The sequence below is a fragment of the Carnobacterium sp. genome (assembly GCF_049673005.1).
In the GTDB taxonomy this organism is placed as follows: domain Bacteria; phylum Bacillota; class Bacilli; order Lactobacillales; family Carnobacteriaceae; genus Carnobacterium_A.
The window spans coordinates 38697-63897 of sequence record NZ_JBATXB010000015.1 but is presented as its reverse complement, the minus strand read 5'-3'; the positions used below and the strand labels follow the sequence as shown (position 1 = coordinate 63897).

General features: G+C 34.7%; 26 protein-coding genes, 1 rRNA gene, 1 pseudogene and 1 other annotated feature. Of the genes and pseudogenes, 24 read left to right on the top strand and 4 right to left on the bottom strand.

The genetic code is table 11. The features are described from left to right. The 4 genes from rrf to WBF61_RS01595 all read left to right on the top strand — a co-directional run. A 5S ribosomal RNA gene (gene rrf, locus WBF61_RS01610) occupies positions 1-97 on the top strand; the annotation flags it as partial. 141 nt (positions 98-238) lie between these two features. Then, on the top strand, positions 239-1600 hold the full coding sequence (locus WBF61_RS01605) for a L,D-transpeptidase family protein (RefSeq protein ID WP_424253314.1): 1362 nt from the start codon (positions 239-241) through the stop codon (positions 1598-1600). 98 nt (positions 1601-1698) lie between these two features. After that, complete coding sequence (locus WBF61_RS01600; RefSeq protein ID WP_424253313.1) at positions 1699-3210, top strand: gluconokinase; 1512 nt, start codon at positions 1699-1701, stop codon at positions 3208-3210. A 65-nt stretch (positions 3211-3275) separates the two neighbouring features. Further along, complete coding sequence (locus tag WBF61_RS01595; RefSeq protein ID WP_424253311.1) at positions 3276-3830, top strand: sugar O-acetyltransferase; 555 nt, start codon at positions 3276-3278, stop codon at positions 3828-3830. 110 nt (positions 3831-3940) lie between these two features. On the opposite strand, the gene WBF61_RS01590 is transcribed toward WBF61_RS01595, so the two are convergent. Further along, on the bottom strand, positions 3941-5044 hold the full coding sequence (locus WBF61_RS01590) for an ABC transporter ATP-binding protein (protein WP_424253309.1): 1104 nt from the start codon (positions 5042-5044) through the stop codon (positions 3941-3943). Positions 5045-5307: 263 nt separating this feature from the next. Here WBF61_RS01590 and WBF61_RS01585 point away from each other — a divergent pair, with 263 nt between their 5' ends. The 12 genes and pseudogenes from WBF61_RS01585 to WBF61_RS01530 all read left to right on the top strand — a co-directional run bounded on the left by WBF61_RS01585 (position 5308) and on the right by WBF61_RS01530 (position 16166). Then, complete coding sequence (locus WBF61_RS01585) at positions 5308-5841, top strand: dUTP diphosphatase (RefSeq protein WP_424253308.1); 534 nt, start codon at positions 5308-5310, stop codon at positions 5839-5841. Between the two features lie 257 nt (positions 5842-6098). Continuing rightward, on the top strand, positions 6099-7472 hold the full coding sequence (gene radA, locus WBF61_RS01580) for a DNA repair protein RadA (RefSeq protein WP_424253306.1): 1374 nt from the start codon (positions 6099-6101) through the stop codon (positions 7470-7472). Positions 7473-7555: 83 nt separating this feature from the next. Then, positions 7556-8671, top strand: coding sequence for a PIN/TRAM domain-containing protein (locus WBF61_RS01575; protein WP_424253304.1), 1116 nt, complete (start codon positions 7556-7558; stop codon positions 8669-8671). Positions 8672-8681: 10 nt separating this feature from the next. Next, positions 8682-9353, top strand: a pseudogene (gene ispD / locus WBF61_RS01570) (2-C-methyl-D-erythritol 4-phosphate cytidylyltransferase); the annotation flags it as partial. A gap of 42 nt (positions 9354-9395) precedes the next feature. Further along, entirely contained in the window at positions 9396-9878 is a 483-nt protein-coding gene (gene ispF, locus WBF61_RS01565; RefSeq protein ID WP_424253320.1) for a 2-C-methyl-D-erythritol 2,4-cyclodiphosphate synthase, read from the top strand. 16 nt (positions 9879-9894) lie between these two features. Next, on the top strand, positions 9895-11364 hold the full coding sequence (gltX, locus tag WBF61_RS01560; protein ID WP_424253302.1) for a glutamate--tRNA ligase: 1470 nt from the start codon (positions 9895-9897) through the stop codon (positions 11362-11364). Positions 11365-11394: 30 nt separating this feature from the next. Then, positions 11395-11628: a binding site (T-box leader), on the top strand. Positions 11629-11687: 59 nt separating this feature from the next. Then, positions 11688-12197 (top strand): serine O-acetyltransferase EpsC, encoded by a 510-nt coding sequence (gene epsC / locus WBF61_RS01555; RefSeq protein WP_424253301.1) that lies wholly within the window; start codon positions 11688-11690, stop codon positions 12195-12197. Between the two features lie 47 nt (positions 12198-12244). After that, complete coding sequence (cysS, locus tag WBF61_RS01550) at positions 12245-13651, top strand: cysteine--tRNA ligase (RefSeq protein WP_424253299.1); 1407 nt, start codon at positions 12245-12247, stop codon at positions 13649-13651. Beyond that, positions 13614-14072: a Mini-ribonuclease 3 gene (locus WBF61_RS01545; RefSeq protein ID WP_424253297.1), complete on the top strand. Its 459-nt coding sequence runs from the start codon at positions 13614-13616 to the stop codon at positions 14070-14072. The genes cysS and WBF61_RS01545 overlap by 38 nt, the downstream gene beginning before the upstream one ends. Before the next feature lie 88 nt (positions 14073-14160). After that, on the top strand, positions 14161-14913 hold the full coding sequence (rlmB, locus tag WBF61_RS01540) for a 23S rRNA (guanosine(2251)-2'-O)-methyltransferase RlmB (RefSeq protein ID WP_424253318.1): 753 nt from the start codon (positions 14161-14163) through the stop codon (positions 14911-14913). 35 nt (positions 14914-14948) lie between these two features. After that, positions 14949-15473 carry an NYN domain-containing protein gene (locus tag WBF61_RS01535; RefSeq protein WP_424253295.1) on the top strand — a complete coding sequence of 175 codons (525 nt, stop codon included), beginning with the start codon at positions 14949-14951 and terminating at the stop codon, positions 15471-15473. A 96-nt stretch (positions 15474-15569) separates the two neighbouring features. Then, complete coding sequence (locus WBF61_RS01530) at positions 15570-16166, top strand: sigma-70 family RNA polymerase sigma factor (protein ID WP_424253293.1); 597 nt, start codon at positions 15570-15572, stop codon at positions 16164-16166. Positions 16167-16323: 157 nt separating this feature from the next. On the opposite strand, the gene WBF61_RS01525 is transcribed toward WBF61_RS01530, so the two are convergent. The 3 genes from WBF61_RS01525 to WBF61_RS01515 all read right to left on the bottom strand — a co-directional run bounded on the left by WBF61_RS01525 (position 16324) and on the right by WBF61_RS01515 (position 19828). Next, entirely contained in the window at positions 16324-17304 is a 981-nt protein-coding gene (locus tag WBF61_RS01525; RefSeq protein WP_424253291.1) for a polyprenyl synthetase family protein, read from the bottom strand. A 43-nt stretch (positions 17305-17347) separates the two neighbouring features. Continuing rightward, a complete protein-coding gene (locus WBF61_RS01520) occupies positions 17348-17887 on the bottom strand; it encodes a Gx transporter family protein (protein ID WP_424253289.1) in 540 nt (179 codons plus the stop codon). 78 nt (positions 17888-17965) lie between these two features. Then, positions 17966-19828, bottom strand: a complete 1863-nt coding sequence (locus WBF61_RS01515; protein WP_424253288.1) for an FAD-dependent oxidoreductase — start codon at positions 19826-19828, stop codon at positions 17966-17968. A gap of 343 nt (positions 19829-20171) precedes the next feature. On the opposite strand from WBF61_RS01515, the gene WBF61_RS01510 reads away from it, so the two are divergent. The 8 genes from WBF61_RS01510 to rplK all read left to right on the top strand — a co-directional run bounded on the left by WBF61_RS01510 (position 20172) and on the right by rplK (position 25195). Beyond that, positions 20172-20669, top strand: a complete 498-nt coding sequence (locus tag WBF61_RS01510) for an FMN-binding protein (protein WP_424253286.1) — start codon at positions 20172-20174, stop codon at positions 20667-20669. 134 nt (positions 20670-20803) lie between these two features. After that, positions 20804-21862: an FAD:protein FMN transferase gene (locus WBF61_RS01505; protein ID WP_424253284.1), complete on the top strand. Its 1059-nt coding sequence runs from the start codon at positions 20804-20806 to the stop codon at positions 21860-21862. A gap of 51 nt (positions 21863-21913) precedes the next feature. Beyond that, positions 21914-22858, top strand: coding sequence for a 1,4-dihydroxy-2-naphthoate polyprenyltransferase (gene menA, locus WBF61_RS01500; RefSeq protein WP_424253283.1), 945 nt, complete (start codon positions 21914-21916; stop codon positions 22856-22858). A gap of 97 nt (positions 22859-22955) precedes the next feature. Continuing rightward, positions 22956-23108, top strand: coding sequence for a 50S ribosomal protein L33 (gene rpmG / locus WBF61_RS01495; protein ID WP_424253281.1), 153 nt, complete (start codon positions 22956-22958; stop codon positions 23106-23108). A 35-nt stretch (positions 23109-23143) separates the two neighbouring features. After that, positions 23144-23323, top strand: a complete 180-nt coding sequence (gene secE, locus WBF61_RS01490) for a preprotein translocase subunit SecE (RefSeq protein WP_424253279.1) — start codon at positions 23144-23146, stop codon at positions 23321-23323. A gap of 170 nt (positions 23324-23493) precedes the next feature. Further along, the gene (gene nusG / locus WBF61_RS01485) at positions 23494-24042 is read left to right on the top strand and encodes a transcription termination/antitermination protein NusG (protein WP_424253277.1); all 549 of its coding nucleotides are present in this window, start codon (positions 23494-23496) and stop codon (positions 24040-24042) included. A 139-nt stretch (positions 24043-24181) separates the two neighbouring features. After that, entirely contained in the window at positions 24182-24646 is a 465-nt protein-coding gene (locus WBF61_RS01480) for a hypothetical protein (RefSeq protein WP_424253275.1), read from the top strand. Between the two features lie 123 nt (positions 24647-24769). Then, complete coding sequence (gene rplK, locus WBF61_RS01475; protein ID WP_424253274.1) at positions 24770-25195, top strand: 50S ribosomal protein L11; 426 nt, start codon at positions 24770-24772, stop codon at positions 25193-25195. Positions 25196-25201 lie beyond the last annotated feature (6 nt).

The window sequence follows — 25201 nt, the reverse complement described above, 5'->3', positions numbered from 1 at the left end:
AGGTCACACCTGTTCCCATGCCGAACACAGCAGTTAAGCTTCTTAGCGCCGATGGTAGTGAAGGGTTTCCCTTTGTGAGAGTAGGACGCTGCCGCGCATCTATAAAAAAAGTATCATCTTCGGATGGTACTTTTTTTGTTTTTATTATTCTTGCAAATTGATATAAAGCTACTCTTCATGATGAAACATGGTAAAATATAAGAAGCGAGATAAAAATATGGCAAAAAGGATGTATCTAATGAATAGAAGAAAAATGATTTTCGTAGGAATAGCTGTTTTTTTTGTGTTAACTACAGGGTTATATGTAAAGGTGAGTATGCAATATACACAACAGTTTTTACCTAAAACAACCGTAGATAGCCTGTCAATTAGCAATATGACTATTAAAGAAGCGAATCAAGCTATAAAAAAACATTATGAAGGAAAAGAGTTTAAAGTTGTTGAAGGCAATAAAAAATTATTCTCTTTTAAAGGTACAGACATAGGTGTAGCCTCTGATTTTGCAGAAACACTAGAAAATGAAATGAAAAAGCAGAATAGTTGGACTTGGCCAATAAAAAAAATAAGTCCTAACAATACGCAATTAACCATGAATAGTTTAGGTTTTAATGATGATGTAGTTAAGATTTTCCTTTCTGATTTACCGCTTAATCAAGGAAATCGTACGAAATCGGAAGATGCAAAAATTGTAAAAATAGATAGTAATTTTAGTATCCAATCCGAAATAAAAGGCAATATGTTTGATGAAGATAAGGTTAAAGACTTACTAAAAGAGTCGGTACGAGAAGGCAATACTACTATAGACCTAAAGCAGACATATGTTAAGCCAAGTATAGTTTCTACTGATAAGGCTTTAAAAGTGAATTTAGATGAATTAAAAAAATTAAGCAGTCTATCGATTACTCATAATATAGCTGGTTCAAAAGAAATTGTACCTCGTGAAATATTGTTTGATTGGTTAAATATAAATGAATCGGGTTTAATAACAGTAGATAGAAATAGTGTTTATACTTATATGGAAGAACTTAGTACTAAATATAGTACATACGAAAAAACGAGAGACTTTAAAACAAGTAAGAGAGGTATCGTTAAAGTTTTAGCTGGAACGTATGGTTGGACACTAGATGCAACTCGCGAAACAGATTCACTAGTAAAGGATATTCTATTAGGTGAGAATATAGAGCGGACACCACGGTATAATGGTTCTGGCTACACAGATGACGGAAATGAGTTTGGTGAAAATTATATTGAAATTGATCTTGCTGCACAGCATATGTGGGTTTATACTAATGGGCAACTTTTTTTAGAGACGGACATTATATCAGGGAAACCTAAAACACCTACACCAAAAGGAGTTTTTTATGTTTGGAAGAAAGACCGAAACGCTACTTTGACGGGTGAAGATTATGCAACTCCAGTTGATTATTGGCTTCCGGTTGATTGGGATGGAGTTGGTATTCATGATTCTCCATGGCAATCTAATTATGGGGGAAGCAATCATTTAACGAACGGTTCTCATGGTTGTATAAATACACCTCCTACAATAATGTCTGAAATTTATAATCAAATTGAAACGGGGATTCCTGTAGTAATTTATTAAAAGAATTAGAAGAGCAATAAGAGTCGAAACTTATTGCCTCTTTTTTTTTTACAATAGAAATTTAGTTAGCAGTTAAAGTCTAATTGAGGAGTTTTTTTATGCAGAAAAAATATGTAATAGGGGTAGATATAGGGACTACAAGCACTAAAGCAGTCTTATTTAAACAGAATGGAGAAGCGGTAGCTACTAGTTATGAAGCTTATCCTTTATTTAGAGATACACCAGCAATGGCAGAGCAAAATCCGGATAGTTTATTTCAAGCGGTGTTGAAAAGTATTAAATTAGTTATGAAAAAAGCTGCTATTTGTCCTGATAGAATTCTATGTGTTAGCTTTTCAAGTGCTATGCATAGCTTGATTGCCATGGATGAGAATGATAAACCGCTAACAAGAAGTATAACATGGGCAGATAACAGAGCGGCAGAGTATGCTGAAAAATTAAAAAAAGCAGAAGGGTTATCTATCTATCACCGTACAGGAACACCGATACATCCTATGTCACCTCTGACTAAACTGATTTGGCTTCGAGAAGAACATGCTGAGCTATTCAACAAAGCGAAAAAGTTTATTGGAATAAAGGAATACATCTTTTTTCAACTATTCGGTCGTTATATGATAGATTACTCTGTTGCATCAAGTACGGGCTTATTTAATATTAGAGATTTTAAGTGGGATGATTCTGCCTTAACTATTGCTAAAATTACTGAAAATGGGCTATCTGAACTAGTATCACCGACAGAAAAACTAATAGGGATGGTTCCAAAGTACGCAACTCAAATGGGTCTTCTTCCAGAAACTCCTTTTGTTATTGGAGGAAGCGATGGATGCTTATCTAACTTGGGAGTAGGAGCAGTTAAGCCGGGTGAAGCTGTTGTTACTATAGGAACAAGTGGAGCGATAAGGATGGTGACTAAAGAGCCTTTCACTGATCCTGAGGGCAAAACATTTTGTTATGTTTTAGATGAACAACACTGGGTAATTGGTGGAGCAGTTAATAATGGGGGAAATATTTTAGAATGGGCAAGTAAAACTTATTTAAGCAAAGAGTTAAGTTCTTATTCTCGTTATATGGATGAGCTCAAAAAAGTACCAGCTGGTTCTCTAGGCCTATTCTTCCATCCTTATCTTAACGGAGAACGCGCACCATTGTGGAATGCCGAGGCTTCTGGGTCTTTTTTTGGAATAAACATGATGCACCGACCCGAACATTTTATGAGAGCAGTAGTGGAGGGGATTTCCTTTAACTTATATGCCGTATTGATGGATCTATCTAAACTAGCTGGCCCTCCGAAAAGAATCACTGCAACTGGAGGATTTTCTCGATCCCCGGTTTGGCGTCAATTGTTAAGCGATGTGTTTGATTACCCTTTAGAGTTTCCAGAAAGCATCGAAAGTTCTTGTTTGGGAGCAGCAGTAATAGGGCTAAAAAGTATGAATGTGATGAATGAAATTACAGAAATAGAATTAATGAATGTTCTAACTTATTTACACAAACCACAACTACAAGAGGCGCAAGTCTACAAAAGAATGTTCCCAGTATATAAACAACTAAGTCAAACGTTTGCTGTAGCCTATCACCAAGTTTCTGAATTTAAACAGACAATCGAATAGTTTGTATGAAAGCTACTAAATAACTTACTAAATGACGAATAGTTATGAAAGGATAGTATAAAATTATGCGCACTGAAAAAGAAAAAATGATTAATGGAGAAATGTATGATGCCTCTGATGTTGAATTATCTAAAGCTAGAAAGAATGCTCAAGAAAGATTAAGAGCATTTAATCAATCTTTAGAGCTCAAAGAAAACAATGCTATAATAAAGGATTTATTTGGAACTACCGGCAAGAGCTACCATATAAATAGTGGGCTGATAGTAGATTATGGATTCAATATTCATATTGGAGAGAATTTTTATGCGAACTTTAATTGTACACTACTAGATATTTGTCCGATTACAATTGGAAAAAACTGCATGTTAGCTCCGAATGTTCAATTGTATACGGCCACCCATCCGTTAGATCCAGAAAAGCGTAATACATCAATCGAATATGGCAAACCAATTACATTAGGGGATAATGTTTGGATTGGTGGGGGAGCAATTATTATTCCTGGTGTATCATTAGGAAATAATGTAGTTGTTGGTGCAGGAGCAGTTGTGACAAAATCATTTCCTGATAATGTAGTTCTTGGTGGCAATCCTGCTAAGATAATAAAGGTATTAGAACTATAAAAAGAACTGAGATTTCGGACAAACCTGTCCTAATCTCAGTTCTTTTCTGTTAAGGGGTTAACCAATAGTTGGGTTATTACTTAGCGAATAAATGCTAGATAATAAGGAGATTAACGTAAAACCTCTTCTGTTTCAGGGTCAAAGAAATGGCTCTTATTCAGATTAAATGCCAAGTCAATAAATTCTCCTGGATTATGGAAATCACGTGCATCAACTTTAGAAATAAATTCAGTGTTATCTACACGAGTATACAACATTGTCTCAGCACCTAGTAATTCTGATACAACAACTTCTGCATGTACAACACTAGTAGGGTCAGCCTCTAATGCTATTTGCTCACTATGGATATCTTCTGGACGAATACCGAAAACTAATTTTTTTCCGTCATAACCTTTAGAGATTAGGAATTTACTTTTACCCTCTGGAATAACTAGCTTTAAGCCAGCTCCATTAGATAAAATGTTTCCATTTAACGTTACATCAAAGAAGTTCATCGCTGGAGAACCAATAAAACCAGCTACAAATTTATTCACGGGAGTGTCATAGACATCTTTTGGAGAACCGATTTGTTGAACAAAACCATCTTTCATAATGACAATCCGATCAGCCATAGTCATAGCTTCAGTTTGGTCATGAGTAACATAGATAGTAGTCGTTTCAAGACGTCGGTGTAACTTAGCAATCTCTGCACGCATAGCCACACGAAGTTTTGCATCTAAGTTAGATAAAGGCTCATCCATTAGGAAAACTTTAGCATCTCGAACAATAGCACGCCCTAGAGCAACACGTTGGCGTTGTCCGCCTGAAAGTGCAGCTGGTTTACGTTGCAAGTATTCGGTTAGTCCTAAGATTTCACCAGCTTCTTCTACACGGCGGTTAATTTCTTCTTTTTTGTACTTACGTAATTTCAAACCAAAAGCCATATTGTCATAAACAGTCATGTGAGGGTATAGAGCATAGTTTTGGAATACCATTGCGATATCTCGATCTTTGGGAGCGACATCATTCATTAATGTATCGCCGATAATTAATTCTCCTTCAGAGATATCTTCCAATCCTGCAATCATACGTAAAGTTGTAGATTTACCACAACCAGAAGGTCCAACAAAAACAATGAACTCTTTGTCTTTAATATTTAAATTAAAATCTGTAACAGAATAATTCTCATTATTGTCATATTTTTTGTGAATATTATTTAGAGCGATTTCTACCATACTGATCACCTGTCCTATTTTTATTCGTTATATAACGTTTTCATTAATATAGTTAGTATAGTGTAAACGTTCTCTTTTTGAAATGGAGCACTGCACAGATTTCGTTGTTTTTTTTGTGCACAGTGCCCAAGACAATCAAACTATTTAGTGCTCTGGATATAGAATTATAGAAGGTATCGTAATACTATTAAATATTTGTTATAATAATTAAGATGTTTTGAACAAATAAAGTAGGTTAAATGATTTACTAAAGGGGATAGAAAATGAGTAAACAACGTGGTTTTGAAATAGTAACGGCTTATCAAGAAAAAGGAATCAATATGCCTATAAGAGCTACTAGGCATGCAGCTGGATATGATTTTGAGGCAGCAGAAGACTGTTTAATACCTTCTATTTGGAAAGTTTTAGTCAGACATAAACAGCTATCAAAGGAAGAAAATCATTTCTCTCTGGGAGAAGAAAACCGAAAACATTTGAAATCTACCTTAGTCCCAACAGGTATAAAATCTTATATGGGAGAAGATGAATTTCTTCAGCTAGCAAATCGATCAAGCAATCCAATCAAGAACCAATTATTATTACCAAATGGAATAGGTGTCATTGATTCTGATTATTATGATAATGAAGCTAATGAAGGCCATATTTATTTTCAATTTATTAACTATGGAATCAAGGATCACCTTATCAAAAAAGGAGACCGCATTGGACAAGGGATATTTTTACCTTTTTTGAAAGCAGATAACGAACGAATTACAGAGCAAAATCGGTTAGGTGGATTTGGCTCTTCAGGAAAGTAAATATGCAGAGTAAGATATGGACTACAGGTAAACTAAGAACATACATTCTTAATTTATCTGTTATTTTTTTAAAATAAAATGACAATCTAAAAAAAGAATTCAAACTATCGTGCCTACAAGACGTAAAGTTAAAGTAAATAACCCAGATTTTAAATACACTACTTAAGAGAATAAAAGGGTTTTAAAACCTTTTATCGTTATTTTTGTGGTAAAATACACTTACATTCTATGTAATAAAAGAAGGGAAGGTTCGATCGGTGGCAAAAAAAACATCAACAAAGTTTGTCTGCCAAGCTTGTGGATACGAATCTCCGAAATGGATGGGACGTTGCCCAAACTGTGGTGCGTGGAACCAAATGGAAGAAGAAATTATTGCAGATAAGAACAACCGTAGAAGTCGAGTTAGTATGACGGGGAAATCTGCTAAGGCTCAAACAATTCAAGAAATTACTGTTTCAAAAATACCGAGAGTGAAAACAAAATTGGCTGAATTGAATCGTGTATTAGGTGGAGGAGTAGTGCCAGGTTCCCTAATTCTAATTGGAGGAGATCCAGGAATTGGAAAATCAACTCTCTTACTGCAGGTTTCCGCTCAGTTAAATGATACCGGAGGAAAAGTTTTATATGTATCAGGAGAAGAAAGTGCCAGCCAACTTAAGATGAGTGCTAATCGACTAGGTGTAAAAGGAGATAATTTTTATATCTATCCTGAAACAGATATGGCAGCGATTCGTCAGACGATTGAAGACATAAAGCCAGATTTTGTTGTTATCGACTCTATTCAAACAATGAGTCAGCCAGATGTGTCAAGTGTCGTTGGAAGTGTTAGTCAAGTACGAGAAAGTACGGCAGACCTAATGAAAATAGCTAAGACTAATAATATTGCTATTTTTATCGTAGGCCATGTAACGAAAGAGGGTTCTATTGCTGGTCCTAAAATGCTAGAGCACATGGTTGACACAGTTCTTTATTTTGAAGGCGATCGACACCATACTTTTCGTATTTTAAGAGCCGTTAAAAATCGCTTTGGTTCAACAAATGAAATTGGGATTTTTGAAATGCGCAACGGAGGTTTAATAGAAGTTCTTAATCCCTCAGAGATGTTCCTTGAAGAACGTTTAGCCGGAGCAACAGGCTCAGCAGTTGTGGCTGCGATGGAAGGGACAAGACCGATCCTAGCAGAAATTCAGTCTTTGATTACACCAACCGTTTTTGGGAATGCTAAGCGAACGGTAAGTGGATTAGATCATAACCGAGTATCCTTGATTATGGCTGTTCTAGAAAAGAGAGCTGGTTTATTGCTGCAAAACCAAGATGCGTATTTAAAAGCAGCAGGTGGAGTTAAATTAGATGAACCGGCGATTGATTTAGCGATTGCGATGAGCATCACCTCTAGCTACCAAGAAAAAGAGACACGAGCAAAAGATTGTTTTATTGGTGAAATAGGACTAACTGGTGAAGTAAGAAGAGTTAGTCGGATAGACCAAAGAGTTCAGGAAGCGGCTAAACTTGGTTTTACAAGAATATTTATTCCAAAAAATAATATTGGTGGTTGGACATTTCCAAAGGATATTGAAATTATAGGAGTGTCAACTATCTCTGATAGTATACGAAAAGCTTTCGGGAATTAATGATAAAAATTAAATATAAAGTGTCTCTCTGCTTCGGATACTAGTAAGCAGAGAGACGCATTTATTGAAAAAGGAGGATTATTTTGGCCAAAAAAATTATTATGGGAATTTTTGTACTAATCGGTGGAAGTATCGGAGCTAGTTTCTTACCATTAGTTTGGGAAATCTTTAGCGTTTCAAATGCATTTGTAAATTATAGCTTTGTGAATATTGTGATTGGTGCTATTATATTTTTATTGATTTCTCTTCCTACCACAAAGTATATTGAACAAGGAATTAAAAAAATAGAAGTATTATTGAGCCAACAAAGCCTTACTTACTTATTATTTGGAAGTATAGGGACAATTATAGGGATGGTATTAGCTTGGCTAGGAAGTCTTTTCCTAATTGGTCTATCATTGCCATTTATTAGTAGTATCTTACCAATAATTCTAATGTTTATTTTTGCTTATCTTGGTTTCCGTATTGGTACCACTAGACGTGAAGAGTGGCAGAAAATGTTTCAAACAAAATCTAAAAAGAATACGGAAACAGATGATGAAAATCAGGTGTTAGAACGAAAATCAGATGAAACCTTTAGAAAATACAAAATTCTAGATACTAGTGTTATTATTGATGGTAGAATTTACGATATTGCTAAAACAGGATTTGTTGAGGGTGTACTGTTAATCCCTAACTTTGTTTTACAAGAACTACAATACATCGCAGACTCTTCGGATAGCCTTAAACGCGTACGAGGACGAAGAGGATTAGATATCTTAAATGCTCTTCAAAAAGAGAATGATATGGATGTTGAAATGTACGATGGTGACTTTGAGGATATTGCTGAAGTTGATTCGAAGCTGATTAAATTAGCAAAACTTTTAGACGGAGTAGTCGTTACAAATGACTATAACCTGAATAAAGTGAGTGAATTCCAAAATGTTCCAGTTTTGAACATCAACGAATTAGCAAATGCTGTGAAACCTGTTGTGATTCCAGGCGAACAAATGACGGTTATGGTTGTTAAAATAGGAACAGAACGTAATCAAGGAGTAGCTTATCTAGATGATGGGACAATGATTGTAGTTGAAGATGGTCAGTATTATATGAATAAAACAATTAACGTTGTTGTAACAAGCGCACTACAAACGGCTGCTGGCCGTATGATTTTCGCAAAACCAGTGCATTCTCAAAAAGGAATCAAAGAAAAAGAATAGGAGCCTTGTGATGAACAAAGACTATGAGCTGATTTTATTAGCGGCCGGTCATGGAAAGCGCATGGGAACTTCGAAAAATAAAGTTTTGCTGCCACTATTAAATAAACCAATGATTGTCTATCCCTTAAGAACTTTTCTAAAAGATAGCAACTGCTGTCATATTATTATTGTGGCAAAAAAAGAGGAAATACCGCTATTAAAAGAATTATCTTTAAAAGAAGGGTTAGCTACTACGACCCCTATCACATTTGTTGAAGGTGGAATTGAGCGCCAAGATAGTGTGAGTTGTGGTTTAGAAAAATTAAAAAATATAGATGGTTTTGTTATGATTCACGACGGAGCAAGACCATTTATAGATAATTACTCTATTCAGAGCTTAAATGATACCGTCCGTAAAACAAAAGCAGCTATTTTAGGAGTTCCTGTTAAAGATACGATTAAAAAAGTTGAAAAAGAGTTTGTAATCGAAACCGTACCGAGGTCAAAATTATGGCAAATTCAAACCCCTCAAGCATTTAGCAGTTCATTAATCATTAGAGCACATCAACTAGCTGAGGGTGAAAATTTTTTAGGAACAGATGATGCTTCGTTAGTAGAGCGTATAGGTGAAGACGTTAGTGTGGTTTTAAGTAACTACGATAACATCAAAATAACAACTCCTGAAGATCTAATAATAGGCGAAGCACTACTGAAGAATCATCAAAAAGAACAGAAGGAGTATCCTATGCAAAGAGTTGGACAAGGATATGATGTTCATCAATTAGTAGAAGGGCGACCTTGTATTATTGGTGGAGTAAAAATACCTTTTGAAAAAGGTCTTTTAGGTCATTCTGATGCGGATGTTTTAATTCATGCAATTATAGATGCTTTACTTGGAGCAGCCGGAAAAGGCGATATAGGTCATTTATTCCCTGATAATGACCCGGATTTTAAGGATGCGAATTCAAGGGAGTTACTGCAACAAGTTAGTAAACGATTGACTGAAGAAGGATTTACTATTATTAATATAGATACGACAATCTTGGCAGAAAAACCAAAGATGCAGCCTTATTTAAAAGAAATAAAAGAAAACTTAGCATTTGATTGTCAAATGGATGCAGAACGTGTTAACGTAAAAGCGACAACATCTGAGAAAATGAGTTTTGTCGGGCGTCAAGAAGGTATTGCAGCAATGGCTATTTGTTTACTTGAAAAAAATACTATTTAGAAATGAGGAAACAATCATGACAAAAAAAGTTCGTGTACGCTATGCGCCAAGTCCAACAGGAAATCTACACATCGGGAATGCTCGAACAGCTTTGTTCAATTATTTATTCGCCAAACATAATGGTGGAGATTTCATTATAAGAATTGAAGATACGGACCAAAAACGCAATATAGAGAATGGTGAAAAAAGTCAGTTAGAGAATTTAAAATGGTTAGGAATGGACTGGGATGAAAGTCCGGATAAACCTGGGAAACATGGTCCATATAGACAATCTGAAAGAAGATCTACTTATGATCCGCTAGTGGAACAATTATTATTAAGTGGTCGTGCTTATAAGTGTTATTGCTCTGAAGAAGAATTAGAGTCAGAACGTGATGCACAACGCGCTCGTGGAGAAATGCCTCATTATGGTGGGAAATGTGCTAACTTGTCTCCTAAAGAGCAAAAAGCTAAAGGAACAGAGGGGATAGAACCTGTTATCCGTTTCAGAGTTTCGCCAGAAAATACTTATAGTTTTGAAGATATGGTAAAAGGAACGATTACATTCGAAGCCAGCAGTGTTGGTGGAGATTTTGTCATCGCTAAACGTGATGGCATGCCAACTTATAATTTTGCTGTTGCAATAGATGATCATTATATGGAAATCAGTCATGTTTTACGCGGTGACGATCATATTGCTAATACACCTAAACAATTAATGATCTATGAAGCATTTGGTTGGAAACCACCAACTTTTGGGCATATGACTTTAATTATCAACAGTGAAACAGGTAAGAAATTGAGTAAACGTGATGAAAGTATTTTACAATTTATTGAACAGTACCGTGATTTAGGCTACCTACCAGAAGCTATGTTTAACTTTATTGCTTTACTAGGTTGGTCGCCAGTTGGAGAAGACGAAATTTTTGATCAAGCAAGTTTTATAAAAATGTTTAATCCAGATCGTTTGAGTAAATCACCAGCAGCTTTTGATCCTAAAAAACTAGATTGGATTAATAATCAGTATATGAAGCAAACTGATTTAGAAACAGTGACAACATTAGCTATGCCTCATTTAGTTAAAGCGGGCTATGTAGAAGAAAATCTATCTGATGATAAAAAAGAATGGGTTCAAAAAATTATTGGATTGTACCATGACCAAATGAGTTACGGTGCTGAAATCACCACATTAGCTAGCTTATTCTTTACAGAGACACCAGAATTAGATGAAGCAGCAAAAGAAATACTAGCAGGAGAAACTGTTCCTGAAGTGCTAAGTGCCTTTGAAAAAGTTATAACAGATTTAGAAAACTTTGATGCTGCTAGTATCAAAGCTGGAATTAAAGCTATTCAAAAAGAAACAGGTATAAAAGGTAAAAACCTCTTTATGCCAATTAGAGTAGGTGTAACTGGTCAGGTCCATGGACCTGAGTTACCGGAAACAATTGAATTACTCGGTCGCGAAAAAACGAAAGCACACTTAAAAACAGCGATCTCACATCTATAGAAATAGAATCAGTCAATATAATTGAATAAAATAAAAACTATGACGAGAAAAAGTAAGGTTTAAAAAATCTAAAGAGAGTCTGTGGCGGTGTAAACAGACGTTTTTTTAAATGTGAAGTGCCTCTCTGAGTTGTGGTATTGAAAAGAGTAGATATCAACCGGTAACAACCGTTAATTTGTCCGATACAATTCTATAGATAATTTCATGTTGTGTATAGAAACTGCAACAGAAAAAAAGTGGAACAACGTTAACAGCGTCTTTTATAAAAATAAAAGACGCTGTTTTAATTTCTTACACTATCTTTAAGCAAGTGGAGGGATACAATGAAACGAATGAGAGAAGATCTTCAGACAATTAAAAATAAAGATCAATCTGTTAAAAGTAAACTTGAAATCATTTTAACTTATCCCAGCTTCTATGCTATTTTACTACACCGCGTAGCTCATAAATTACATTTAAATCATTTTTATTTACTTGCTCGAATCATTGCTAATTTTTCTAGATTTTTAACTGGAATCGAAATTCATCCCGGGGCAATTATTGGAAGAAGACTATTTATTGATCATGGGATGGGTATTGTAGTAGGGGAGACAGCTGTTATAGGTGACGATGTTGTGATGTTTCATGGCGTAACACTGGGAGGAACCGGTAAAGATAAAGGTAAACGACATCCAACGATAGGCAATAATGTATTACTATCAGCACATGTTCAAGTTATTGGGCCAATTACTATAGGAAACGATACTAAAATAGGTGCATCAGCTGTGGTTCTAAAATCTATTCCAGCAGGTGTAACAGCTGTCGGTATACCAGCTAAAGTAGTACAAAGGTAGTTATAAAGATAACTAAATAAACTAGATTTAAAGTGAGGAGAATGGCAATGATTAAAATATACAATACCTTAACAAGAGAAAAAGAAATGTTTATTCCTTTAGAACCAGGAAAAGTAAAGATGTATGTTTGTGGTCCAACAGTGTATAATTACATTCACATTGGAAATGCAAGAAGTACAGTCGCGTTCGATACAGTTCGACGCTACTTAGAATACCGTGGCTATGAAGTTAACTACATCTCAAATTTTACTGATGTGGATGATAAAATTATCCATACAGCGAAGGATCTTAATCTAACTGCTCAAGAAGTAGCAGATCGTTTCATTGAGGCTTATCATACTGATACGAAAGCATTGGGTGTTAGGGATGCAACAGCGAACCCACGCGTAATGGAAAATATTCCTGAAATAATAGACTTTATAGCGGATTTGATTAAAAAAGAATATGCATATGCTGTGGATGGAGACGTTTATTTTAGAACAAGAAAGTTTAAGAAATACGGACAGCTAAGCGGAATTTCTATTGATGAATTAGAGGTCGGTGCAAGCAATCGCACAATATCTAGTGAGAACGATAAAAAGGAAGATCCATTAGATTTTGCATTGTGGAAAGCAGTTAAATTAGATGAAATCAGTTGGAAAGCACCATGGGGATTGGGTAGACCAGGCTGGCATATTGAGTGTTCAGTTATGGCAACAAAGTATCTAGGTGATACGATTGATATCCATGCTGGAGGACAAGATTTATCATTTCCGCACCATGAGAATGAAATAGCACAAAGCGAGGCAAAGACAGGCCATACATTCGCTAAATATTGGATGCATAATGGTTTTGTGACAATGGATAACGAAAAGATGAGCAAATCTCTTGGGAATTTTGTATTGGTTCATGATATGATAAAAAAAATGGATCCGCAGATTTTACGATTCTTTATGGCTACTACACACTATAGACGTCCTATTAGTTATAATGAGTCTACAATTGAGGATGCAAAGACAAATTTGAATAAATTAAGAAGAGCATTTGATAATAGTTCTTACCGTTTAAAGAATGCGTTAGAAACATCGTCTGATGACTCAGTTTATTTGAAGCAACTGGCGACATTAAAAACAAGTTTTATTGAAGAGATGGATGATGATTTTAATTCAGCAAATGGCATTACCATTATTTATGAGCTAGCGAAATTAATGAATATCTATAGTGAAAATGAGATTGTTTCAAAAGTGGTAATAACAGCGATGTTGTCTCAATTTGAAGAGCTGATGCAAATTTTCGGAATAAATTTTGGAGCAAAAGAATTAGTAGATACTAAAATTGAAGAGCTGATTGAAGATAGAAATGTAGCAAGATTAAACAAAGATTTCAAAAAAAGTGATGAGATTAGAGAGTTATTGAAAACGGAAGGAATTATTTTAGATGATACCCCACAAGGAACAAGATGGAGAAGAGAATAATAAAGAAATAGTAAAAAAAGATTGGTCTTTATTAAATGGATTAGCTTTAGCGTATGTTGGAGATGCAATATATGAGATTTATATTCGTGAGCATTTAGTCCAGATTGGATTTACACGACCCAATCAATTGCATAAAACGGCAACCAAATATGTTTCAGCTAAAGCTCAAAATATGTTGATGCATGAGATGTTAGATGCACAAGATTTATTAAATGAAAAAGAAATCGAAATGTATAAACGTGGCCGGAATTCTAAAAGTCATACTACTGCAAAAAATGCAGATATCATTACTTATCGAACATCAACAGGGTTCGAAGCATTGATGGGTTATTTGCATTTATCTAAACAAACAAATAGAATGGAAGAATTAATCAATTGGTGTATTAACACTGTGGAGGTAAAGAACAATGTCCAAAGATAAGCGTACGTTTAACAAGCAAAATCCAAATCAAAAGAAACAATCGAAACCTGCTAGAGCCCGAAGAGAAGAGAGTATTCCAACTGAGATAATGGACGAAGAAGAACAACAACAAGATTTAGTTGCAGGTCGACTACCTGCAATAGAAGTATTAAAATCAGAACGCGATATCAATAAAGTATTCATTCAAGAAGGATTAAGTGGATCTAAAATGAATGAAATTCAACAACTTTCTAAAAAAAGAAATGTTCAAATTTCTTATGTACCTAAAACAAAATTAGACCGATTAGTAGAAGGAGTCGTGCATCAAGGGGTAGTTATTGCGGCTGCTGCTTTTCAATATGCAACAATCGATGACTTATTTGCTGCTGCTGCTGCAAAAAATGAAGATCCATTTTTTATTATTTTAGATGGAGTAGAAGATCCGCATAACCTTGGTTCTATTATGCGTACTGCTGATGCAAGCGGAGCACACGGAATAATTATTCCTAAGAGACGTGCTGTTGGTCTAACTGCAACGGTTGCTAAAGCTTCAACTGGAGCAATTGAACATGTGCCCGTAGCTAGAGTAACTAACTTAACTCATACAATTAACGAATTAAAGGAACGTGGTATTTGGTTCTATGGAACAGATATGGAAGGTCAAGATTATCGGAAGTGGGAAACGACTATACCGTTAGCATTAGTCATCGGAAATGAAGGGAAAGGGATTACTCGATTGGTTAAGGAGCAAATGGATGGTATGTTAACAATCCCTATGACAGGGCATGTTCAGAGTCTAAATGCCAGTGTTGCTGCTAGTTTATTGATGTATGAAGTCTTCAGAGGACGTCATAAAATTTAAATGAGAAAACGATGTGGAAAGGAGGGCGAAATTTCATGAAAAAAGAATTGTTAATTATTGATGGATATAATATGATAGGTTCGTGGCCAGAATTAGTGAAATTAAAAGATAGAGATAAGATGGAAGATGCTAGGGAAATGCTGCTTCATGAATTAGCGAATTATCAGCAGTACGCGGGTATTGAAACGCGAGTGATATTTGACGCCCAACTTGTCCCAGGAATCCAAAAGTCATATAAAAAATATACATTAACCGTTGTTTTCACGAAAGAAGGAGAAACTGCGGATACTTATATTGAACGGGTAATTGGAGATGAAAATTTATTGATTACTCAAGTAACGGTCGCAACGAGTGATCTCGCAGAACAATGGTTGGTTTTCCAAAAAGGCGCTTTGCGTAAATCTGCCAATGAATTGTACAAAGATTTGCAAACGGCCAAAAAAGCTATTGCTTTAGACGCAAAAGAATACCATTATCAACAGTATCGCCGTAATTCTCCTTGGAACCGCCTTCAACTAGATAAACTGGAAAAATTGAGAGATGATTTGACTAAAAAATAAATGACTGTTAGTTCGTTTTTTAGAAACTTTCGAGAATAGTAGACTCAAAAATTATTTTTTGATTTTAACAGTTAATTATCTTAAGGAGGAAATAAGATGTTAGAGAACGATGGCCTTTTTACACAAATGAGCGACTTGGAAATAATAGAGATTATAAAAAATGGAGATGACACTCCTTTTGATGTTATTTTTAAGCGCTATCACGCTTTGTCTGTAAAGATTACAAAAGATTTTTATTTAAAAAGTTTTGAGTCAGATGATTTTCTACAAGAAGCTAGAATAGTTTTCCATAAGACTATTCATTCCTTTGATAGTGAAAAAGGTCACACGTTCGGCAACTTTTATAAGTTGAATTTGAAGCATCATATATTCAGTTTAGTTCGAAAAGATATGGCAAAGAAAAGAATGATTGAAAAAAATGCTGAATCCTTAGAAGAAATGTTGGAGAGTAAACAAAGTATGCAATACATATTACAAGGAAAGGATCAACTGCCAACGATTGAGATACTTCAAGTTAGAGAAAGACTTGCTGATTACCAAGCAACTTTATCAGAATTTGAGCAACGTGTATTTTTAGATTTTATCCATAATAATGAAGCTGAGGAGATATCAGTTAATCTAAATTGTGATATTTTACAAGTCAAAAATGCATTAGATCGCTGCAAACGTAAATTAAAACAATTACTTGATTGAAGAAACGTTAATTTGAAAGCGCATACTATAAAAATGTAGTTTAATTTAATAAAAAAATTGTCTACTATTCTTGCAAGTTTTTAAGAAAAAATGACCTTGTAAAAGATAAAAATCTTTTACAAGGTCATTTTTTTCAGGTAACTTAAACAACTAATTATTAAACACCACGATTTAACAAAGCTAGTGTAATCTGTTTGATCTGATTCTTTTCTTGTTTTTCAGGTAGCAGTTCTATTCGCTTTAGAGCTTTCTGAGTGTATTTTGTAGCTAATTGTTTTGCTTGTTCTAAACCACCCAGTTCGACAACTAACTTACGAACTTCTCTAGCATCTTCATCAGTCATAAGAGTTTCTTTATCAATCAGCTCTCTTAATCGGTTGTTGTCCTTTTTAAGTGCAAAAATTAAAGGAGCAGTATAAACACCTTGACGAACATCTTCTAAAACAGGTTTACCGAAAACATCAGACGTCTGGGAATAATCTAGAATATCATCAATAATTTGAAAGGCCATACCAATATGGCTACCAATATAAAAACTATTTCTAGAAAACTTCTCTGTTTGACCGCCATTTAATGCACCTGAATAACAAGCTAGTGCAAATAACTGAGCCGTTTTTCCAGAAATCTGAGTTAAATAGTTACGAATAGACATTCTTTTGTTGTAACGTAAATACATTTGATCAAGTTCTCCCATTAGGATGCGTTCCATACCTCGGGAATTAATCTCAACCTGTTCTTGAGTATCTGCATAAGTAGACAAAAGACGAAAACATACAGTAAAAAGATAGTCACCCGCATAAACAGCAACGTCTTTACCATATTTAGATTGAATACTAGGGTTTCCACGTCTTAAAGGAGAGTCATCAACGATATCGTCATGGATTAAGGTAGCAGTATGTAGTAATTCTACTGCAGCTGCAAGTGCAAGTGTTCGATCTGCTTGCTGATTATCACCAAATTTAGAGAAAAGTAGTGTATAAGCAGGACGCACCATTTTCCCACCAGAATAAATACTATCTAAAAGTGCTGCTTCAATCTCTTTGTTTCGTAAATGGATTTGTTTAGCCATTAACTGTGAGACTGATTCTAATTCTGTTTGTAGTTCTAAATATGGTTCCCAAAAAGAAGACATAGACATCATTAACAACTCCTTTCTCTAACTTAATAGAATAATTTTTTTCTTAATTAGTTGTTTTATCATAATAAAAAACGTTAAATTCTCTAAGTGTTCGAATATGCTCCATTAAATAGTTAGCTGCAATTCCTATAGCGATACCAGACAAGATACCCATAAAAGATAGAATAGGTAAATACAACATGACCGTCCAAGTTTGTGAAATCCAGCTGGCGACGACTAATTGGCCAACATTATGTAAGATGCCTCCTGTGGCACTAATACCAATAATGCTAACATATTTTGGACCTAGTTGCTTAACTAAAAACATACCTAAATAACTTAACAAGGCGCCAGCACAACTATAAAGGAAAGTAGAAAGTGTGCCTCCTAATAAAGTTGTCATGATTAACCGTATCCAAACAACAGTAAAACTATCTCTAAAAGGAAGAGTGAATAATGCGATGATAGTTATTAAATTAGCAATTCCTAATTTTGCTCCAGGAGCAAAAGCAAACGGGAAAGGAATACTTCGTTCGATTAAGCCTAAGATAACAGCTTGTGCAGCTAGTAAAGCAATATAGACAATCTTCTGATTTTTTGTCATCGCAGAATACCTCCTATTTTATAATATAAAAAAGAGTGAAGGCAGATGTAAACTGCACCCACTCTTTTCGTGTAAAACCTATGCCTTCTTATTATACAATGAAGTAGGTGTTCCATACCACCATTTTCCTGCTATTTTTTGAATCCATGGAATAACGTAATAATCTAAGCCAAAAGCGCGACCAGAACCGTTCATGAGTGCAATTGCTACAAAAATGAACCAGATATTAACCCAGTAGAACATTCCTGATAAAGAGAAACTTGCAACTAAGACCACGGTTAAGGCACTTAGCAACCATACGAATAGACCACCAATAAGAGCAAGGCCGATTGCTATTTCGAGAAGAGTCATTACTTTTTGGAATATTAAAGCAATTTCTGGTGTTGGGACCATAATTTTCATGATGCTTTCGAACCATTCAGGAGCTTTTGTAAAGACCATCATTGGCTCTTCACCGTATGCATAACTTAGTCCAAATATTGGTTTTGCTGCCTCAACAGCGCCCGTGTCAGCGGCCGAAGCACCGGCTGTAGCATCTTGTAGCCAAGAGAAAGGTAGGGCAACTTTATTTCCAAACCAGCTATCTGTTCCGAATAAGCCAAATGCTTTTTTAATACCTTCAAAAAGCCACATGCTACCATAAAAAATACGTAAAGGAACACTCCAAAGGACATTACCATAACGTGACAAATGGCCACGGAAAATATTTCGTTGGTCTTTAATATGGAAAAATTCATGGAAGATATATTGTGTAGCATAGTATCCTGAACGAATGCCAAAGAAGTAATATAAATTAACTAAGTGTTTCATCAAAATAGCTAGGAAGCCACTTAAGTGAAGGAATCCACCTAGATGTGCAACGCCATAAGTAGCGCCAATTGAAACCATAAACCCTTGGTACTTACCTGAGTAGACTTTCTTTTCTGTTTGTTCGATAGAGGCAATAATATTGTCAGCAGCGGTATGGCCAGTTTGTTCAGCTGCCTGAACAATTTGTGGTGTCGGTGTGTCTTCAAATTCTTCATAATACACTAAATCTCCAACGACATAGACTTGCTCTAATCCTTTTGCTTCCATATATTCATTGGCAACTAGGCGACCTGCGCGAGCAGCCTCCATTTCAAATTTTTCTGTATCGGTATTAGCCTTAACTCCGGCAGTCCATATTAAGGTATGAGTAGGTATCTTTTCATTAGATTTTAAAACAATATGATCTGATTCAACAGCTATAATTGGAGAATTCTTTAACAATTGAATTCCTTTTTTAGCCATGTATTTTTCAGCTTTATCTGCATCTTTACGAGTAATCATATTTAAAATAGTAGGAGCAGCCTCTACAACCATTAAATTAATCTCAGAGGGATCAATTTTATTATTTTTAGCTAATCTTTTTTTCCAGTCTAATAATTCGCCGATCATTTCTATTCCTGTAAAACCAGAACCACAAACAACAAAATTCAACATCGCTTTACGCTTAGCAGTATCTCTTTCAATAGCAGCAAGTGAAACCTTTTCTTCTATATGAGTTCTTATTTTTAAAGCATCATCTAGTGACCATAATGTGAAAGCATTCTCCTTTACTCCAGGAGTTCCGAAATCATTTGGTTCTCCACCCATACCTAAAACAAGGTAGTCAAAAGGAAATGATCCATTTTCTGTAAGAACAACTCTTTTGTTATGATCAATTTGAGTTACATTATCGGTAACTAAATCAACATTCTTTAATCTACAGAATAAACGTTGTAAATCAAATTTGATAGCATCCTCTTCTACTCTGCCACCAGCTACTTCGTGTAATTCCGTCATATATGTTTGGTAAGAATGGCGGTCGATTAGAGTAATTTTTACCTCCGGATTTTTTTTAAAACGTTTTGCTAATTTTTTTGTAGTAGCGATTCCAGCGAAGCCAGCCCCAACAACGACGATATTTTTTAAAGTCATTCTTTCCACTCCTTATTATGATAGTGTTTAAGTAAATATAAAATCAATATTTTTGAAAGTAATCAATCGAGTTAATACGATAAGGATAAATTGAGAAAACAAAAGTTAGTTAAAAAATTCACAACCTATGTAAAAGTAAGTATACTAAAAAAAAAACTATTTGTCTACATTCAAATGAAGGAAACAGATAAAGCTAAATGAAATATGTCCAAAATTAAAATGATTGTGAAAGATATAGACAATTTAAATATAAATGGTTATACTATTTTTAGATGTTCTTCCTATTTGTGAATAAATTACCAAAAAAAGGAAGAACAGACTAAAAACAGGGTGGTAAATCATTATGGAAATTAAAAAAGGCTTTAAATTAGCATCTCTTATTTTTGCATCAACAATCGTTTTAGCTGCTTGTGGTAGTGACGACGCAGCGAAAGAAGAAAGCTCGACAGTAGCAGTAGAGGAATTACAAGATGGTACTTATAAATTAGAAGAAAAAAACTTGGATCAAAATGGATGGAAAGTTAATTTTGCTATTACAGTTAAAGATGGGAAAATTACTGAATCGAACTACGATTCGCTTAATAAAGATGGCGCATTAAAAACAGAAGATGAAGGGTACCAAAAAGCAATGAAGGAAAAAGTTGGAACAGGTCCTGCTGATTATACTCCTGAATTAAATGCAGATCTAGTAGAAAAAGGAGATCCTGCTGAGGTTGAAGTTGTTACAGGAGCAACTCATTCATCAGAATCTTTTAAAACATATGCACAACAATTAGTTGATGCTGCTAAAGAAGGAAAGACAGAAACAATCGTAGTGGACAACAAAGTAGAAGAGGAATAGAAAATAGCTCTATCAATTTAACAACATAATAAACAAGGTCTTAGATTAATTTCTAAGACCTTGTTGGAATTTTGTATTCACTTTAATTAGAAGTTTTGATATTATGGTCTAAACTAAGCAGAGGAGAAATGAAAATGAGGGCTAGAAAGAATTTAAATTATTTTATTCTCCTATTTAGTATGCTGTTCATTATTTCTGGTTGTAGTGAAGAAAAAGAGGAAACACAACTAACGAAGGAGCCATATAGTAAGACGGAATTCTTAATGGGTACAGTAGTGAACATAAAGATTTACGATGAAGGAAAAAAAGATGTGATAGCAATTGTTTTTGATCGTATCAAAGAGCTATCTAATAAAATTACAGTTAATGAAGGACAATCCGAAGTAGAGAAAATAAACGAACAAGCTGGAATTCAACCACAAGAGGTATCTGAGGATGTATATACTTTAGTAGAAGCTGCGTACGAATATAGCAGTGAGAGTGACGGTAGTTTTGATTTGACTGTAGGACCTTTGACTAACCTTTGGCGGATTGGTTTTGATGATGCTAAAAAGCCTACTCAATCTGAAATTGAAAATTCCTTAAGTTTAATTGACTACACAAAAGTAGAATTAGATGATGAGAAACGCACCGTTTTTTTGAAAGAAGAAAATATGCGTCTAGACTTAGGAGCCATTGCAAAGGGATATATTACAGATGAAGTGGTAAAAGTTTTAAAGTCTAATGGTGTTAGTACTGCAATTATTGATTTAGGAGGAAATATATTTGTTCTAGGCAATAGTCCTCGTGCTAAAGATGCTGAGTGGAATGTAGGGATTCAAAATCCTTTTGAGACAAGAGGTGAAATTCTAGGTTCGATTCCGATTAGCAACAAAACAATTGTAACATCAGGTATTTATGAAAGATTTATTGAAGTAGACGGAGTAAAGTATCATCATTTACTGGATCCAAAAACAGGTGATCCGTTTGATAATGAGCTAGCTGGAGTCAGTATTGTAACGGATAAATCAATTGACGGAGATGGGTTATCAACTGTTGTCTTTTCTAAGGGTTTGCAAGAGGGATTGGATTTTATTAATCAAAGTGAAGATGTAGAGGCGGTCTTCGTTACGAAGGATAAGTCGATTTATTTGTCTAAAGGACTAAAGGAACAATTCAGATTGAACGATGATGAGTTTACGATAAGGAACTAATTGTAGAAAAAAGATTCGACTCTATTTTATAATAGAAGAAGGAGTACTTAATTGACAGTAAACGTTTTTTTAAAACTTGTTGAAATACAGACGAAAATTGCTAGTTTATTTCCATTTTTATTGGGTGCGTTATTTTCTCTAACGTACTTTAAAACATTTAATATAACGAACACATTGCTTTTTTTTATAGCCATGCTTTTGTTTGATATGACCACGACAGCTATTAACAATCTAATGGATTATCAAAAAGCTAAAGATGAAACGTACAAAAATGAAGTGAATATTATTGGACAACAAAATATAGCAGAAAAAACGGTGATTCAACTTATTATTGTTATGCTAAGTATTGCTTCGCTGTTAGGTCTGTGGTTGGTTTTCCAAACAACAATCCTTCTGCTATTTATGGGAGGGGCCTGCTTTATTGTTGGTATTTTTTATACCTTTGGTCCTGTTCCGATCTCAAGGATGCCCTTAGGAGAGATACTTTCAGGATTAGTTATGGGCTTTGGGATTTTTTTTATTACTATATATGTAAATGTAGAAGCAGAGACTCTGCTAAACTTAACGTTTGAAGGAACGAGTTTTCTGTTAACAGGAGACTATCTCTCCATTATAAAAATAGCTTTTGTTTCGCTGCCAACTGTCTTTTTAATCGCCAATATTATGTTAGCTAATAACATTTGTGATTTAAATCAAGATATTGACAATCATCGCTTTACGCTGCCATTTTATATAGGAAAGAAATATGCTGTATTATTATTTAATGCCTTAACCTATGCTTCGTATATTGTTATTATTTTGGCAGTTATACTTAAATTGATGCACCCTTTATTGCTCTTGATTGTGATGACATTAATTCCACTTAAGAATAATCTTCAGCAATTTAATCAGCAACAAATAAAAGAAGAGACTTTTTTTATAGCTATTAAGAATATAACTATTTTTAGTGGAGCAGAAATACTCTTGTTAGCTTTTAGTTTACTGTTTGTTGATTAGATTATTTAATTAATTAAAAGAATAATTGACACTTTCGCAAAGTGGTGTTAAATTTAATGAGATTTCACTCGCTAAAATAGAAAGTTTAGGTGAAAAAATGACTGTTAAAAAATCTGCTCTAGCTTGTTCAATTTGCGGATCTAGAAACTATTCTAAAAAAGTGAATAGTGCTGGACGCACAGAACGACTAGAAGTAAAGAAGTTTTGTAAATATTGCAATCAACACACAATGCATCGTGAAACGAAATAAAAACTAGTATAATTGAACTGTTCGGAGGGAATAGTATGAATAAAATAAAAGGTTTTTTTGGTGGCGTAAGCCGAGAAATGAAAGCTGTCACTTGGCCTACAGGTAAAGAATTAAAAAGAAACACAATTATTGTGTTCGGAGTTTGTCTGTTATTTGCGATTTTCTTTATAGTGGTTGATTTCGGAATCGATTCTCTGCTTGATCTTATTTTATAAATCTATCAAAATTACTGGCGAGTTTATCTGAAAGATGGTATACTATCCACAAATAACCGACGCGCCAAAACCTTCTTTAATCTTAACGGAGGTTTTTTTGTATGGCTTAAAATAAAGTATGATAACTGATAATAAATCAATAGTTCAAACAATAGATAGGAGAGATTATAGTGGAACAAGTTGAAATTGAAAAGCACTGGTATGTCTTACACACATATTCAGGCTACGAAAATAAAGTAAAACAAAATATCGAGTCACGCGCTAACAGTATGGGGATGGAAGAATATATCTTCCGAGTTGTTATCCCTGAAGAAGAAGAAACTGAAAAGAAAAACGGCAAAGATAAAGTAACGATGAAAAAAACGTTCCCTGGTTACGTTTTGGTGGAAATGATTATGTCTGATGATTCTTGGTATGTTGTTCGTAATACTCCAGGAGTAACAGGTTTTGTTGGTTCTCATGGAGCGGGTAGTAAGCCAGCACCATTACTGAAAGAAGAAATCGAAGTTATTTTACGTCGCTTAGGAATTAGTTCTCGTCATAAAGAAGTTCAGTTTGAAATCGGCGAATCGGTTACGATTATCGAAGGTGCTTTCAGTGGTATGGTCGGTAAGATTACAGAAATCGAACAAGAAAAAGCTAAATTAAAAGTAAATGTAGAGATGTTCGGTCGCGAAACAAGTACAGAACTTGATTTTGAACAAGCAGATAAACTTTAATAAAGATTTAGAGCCTTTTGTGGAAGATGATAAAACCAAAAAATGGTTTTCTGATTCTATAAAAGGTTTTTTTATTATTCTCATCTATATAGTTAGGTTGAGTTCAAGGGATGAAAATATGTTAGAAGTGGAGGGTTTTATGAAAGGATTAATTTTATGGCTAGCTAGCTTGGTTAATGAGGTACACGATCAAATTACTTTACGATTTGGTATACAAATGACAGATAAAGAATTGCATTTTTGGGTAATCGGATTAGTCGGTATTTTATTCTTTTTATTAACCTATCTCATGTTCAAATGGATTGATCGGTTTAAATTCAAAACAACCATTCTAGCTTTTATTTATACATTTACAATGATGGTAGTCTTAGTTTTTGCGATTGAAATCCAACAAGCCATTACTAATCGCGGGAATATGGAATTTGCTGATGCCGTAATGGGACTTTGGGGATTTGTTGTGTTCTTTTTCATTTATAGTATAGTAGCTGGAATTATGTATGGTCTTGTTCAGTTGCTGAAAAAACGGAAGAATACTAAGAATAGAACCGGTGTAAGTGGATACGAAAAAAAATTCCGTTCGAAAAAAATGAAAAGTTTGAATTAAGACTTGTTCTATCGCATTTAACATGCTATAGTTAGTCAGTACGTTTTACGTATGATTAAATGTGGGAGGGGAAATCTTAGCCCCATTAACCACATCGCGGACTCATTCAAGGAGGTATGTCACGTGGCCAAGAAAGTTGTAAAGTTAGTTAAATTGCAGATTCCTGCAGGGAAAGCAAGTCCAGCTCCACCAGTAGGTCCAGCTTTAGGTCAAGCGCAAGTGAACATCATGGGATTCTGTAAAGAATTCAATGCACGTACGCAAGATTTAGGTGGATTACTGACACCAGTTGTTATTTCTGTATATGAAGATCGTTCTTTTACATTTGTTACAAAAACACCGCCTGCGGCTGTTTTGCTTAAAAAAGCTGCTGGTATTGATAAAGCATCCGGTGAACCAAATAAGAAAAAAGTTGCAGCTGTTACAAGTGCACAAGTAAAAGAAATTGCTGAAACAAAAATGCCTGACCTAAATGCTGCAACTGTTGAAGCTGCAATGCAAATGGTAGAAGGTACTGCACGAAGCATGGGAATTACTGTCGAAGGTTAATCCCGA

Bases quoted from the DNA above. Each gene is read 5' to 3' on its own strand.
- WBF61_RS01605 (WP_424253314.1), top strand. From the start codon at position 239: ATGAATAGAAGAAAAATGATTTTCGTAGGAATAGCTGTTTTTTTTGTG.
- WBF61_RS01600 (WP_424253313.1), top strand. From the start codon at position 1,699: ATGCAGAAAAAATATGTAATAGGGGTAGATATAGGGACTACAAGCACT.
- WBF61_RS01595 (WP_424253311.1), top strand. From the start codon at position 3,276: ATGCGCACTGAAAAAGAAAAAATGATTAATGGAGAAATGTATGATGCC.
- WBF61_RS01590 (WP_424253309.1), bottom strand. From the start codon at position 5,044: ATGGTAGAAATCGCTCTAAATAATATTCACAAAAAATATGACAATAAT.
- WBF61_RS01585 (WP_424253308.1), top strand. From the start codon at position 5,308: ATGAGTAAACAACGTGGTTTTGAAATAGTAACGGCTTATCAAGAAAAA.
- ispF (WP_424253320.1), top strand. From the start codon at position 9,396: ATGCAAAGAGTTGGACAAGGATATGATGTTCATCAATTAGTAGAAGGG.
- gltX (WP_424253302.1), top strand. From the start codon at position 9,895: ATGACAAAAAAAGTTCGTGTACGCTATGCGCCAAGTCCAACAGGAAAT.
- epsC (WP_424253301.1), top strand. From the start codon at position 11,688: ATGAAACGAATGAGAGAAGATCTTCAGACAATTAAAAATAAAGATCAA.
- cysS (WP_424253299.1), top strand. From the start codon at position 12,245: ATGATTAAAATATACAATACCTTAACAAGAGAAAAAGAAATGTTTATT.
- WBF61_RS01545 (WP_424253297.1), top strand. From the start codon at position 13,614: ATGATACCCCACAAGGAACAAGATGGAGAAGAGAATAATAAAGAAATA.
- rlmB (WP_424253318.1), top strand. From the start codon at position 14,161: ATGGACGAAGAAGAACAACAACAAGATTTAGTTGCAGGTCGACTACCT.
- WBF61_RS01535 (WP_424253295.1), top strand. From the start codon at position 14,949: ATGAAAAAAGAATTGTTAATTATTGATGGATATAATATGATAGGTTCG.
- WBF61_RS01530 (WP_424253293.1), top strand. From the start codon at position 15,570: ATGTTAGAGAACGATGGCCTTTTTACACAAATGAGCGACTTGGAAATA.
- WBF61_RS01525 (WP_424253291.1), bottom strand. From the start codon at position 17,304: ATGTCTATGTCTTCTTTTTGGGAACCATATTTAGAACTACAAACAGAA.
- WBF61_RS01520 (WP_424253289.1), bottom strand. From the start codon at position 17,887: ATGACAAAAAATCAGAAGATTGTCTATATTGCTTTACTAGCTGCACAA.
- WBF61_RS01515 (WP_424253288.1), bottom strand. From the start codon at position 19,828: ATGACTTTAAAAAATATCGTCGTTGTTGGGGCTGGCTTCGCTGGAATC.
- WBF61_RS01510 (WP_424253286.1), top strand. From the start codon at position 20,172: ATGGAAATTAAAAAAGGCTTTAAATTAGCATCTCTTATTTTTGCATCA.
- WBF61_RS01505 (WP_424253284.1), top strand. From the start codon at position 20,804: ATGAGGGCTAGAAAGAATTTAAATTATTTTATTCTCCTATTTAGTATG.
- rpmG (WP_424253281.1), top strand. From the start codon at position 22,956: ATGACTGTTAAAAAATCTGCTCTAGCTTGTTCAATTTGCGGATCTAGA.
- secE (WP_424253279.1), top strand. From the start codon at position 23,144: ATGAATAAAATAAAAGGTTTTTTTGGTGGCGTAAGCCGAGAAATGAAA.
- WBF61_RS01480 (WP_424253275.1), top strand. From the start codon at position 24,182: ATGAAAGGATTAATTTTATGGCTAGCTAGCTTGGTTAATGAGGTACAC.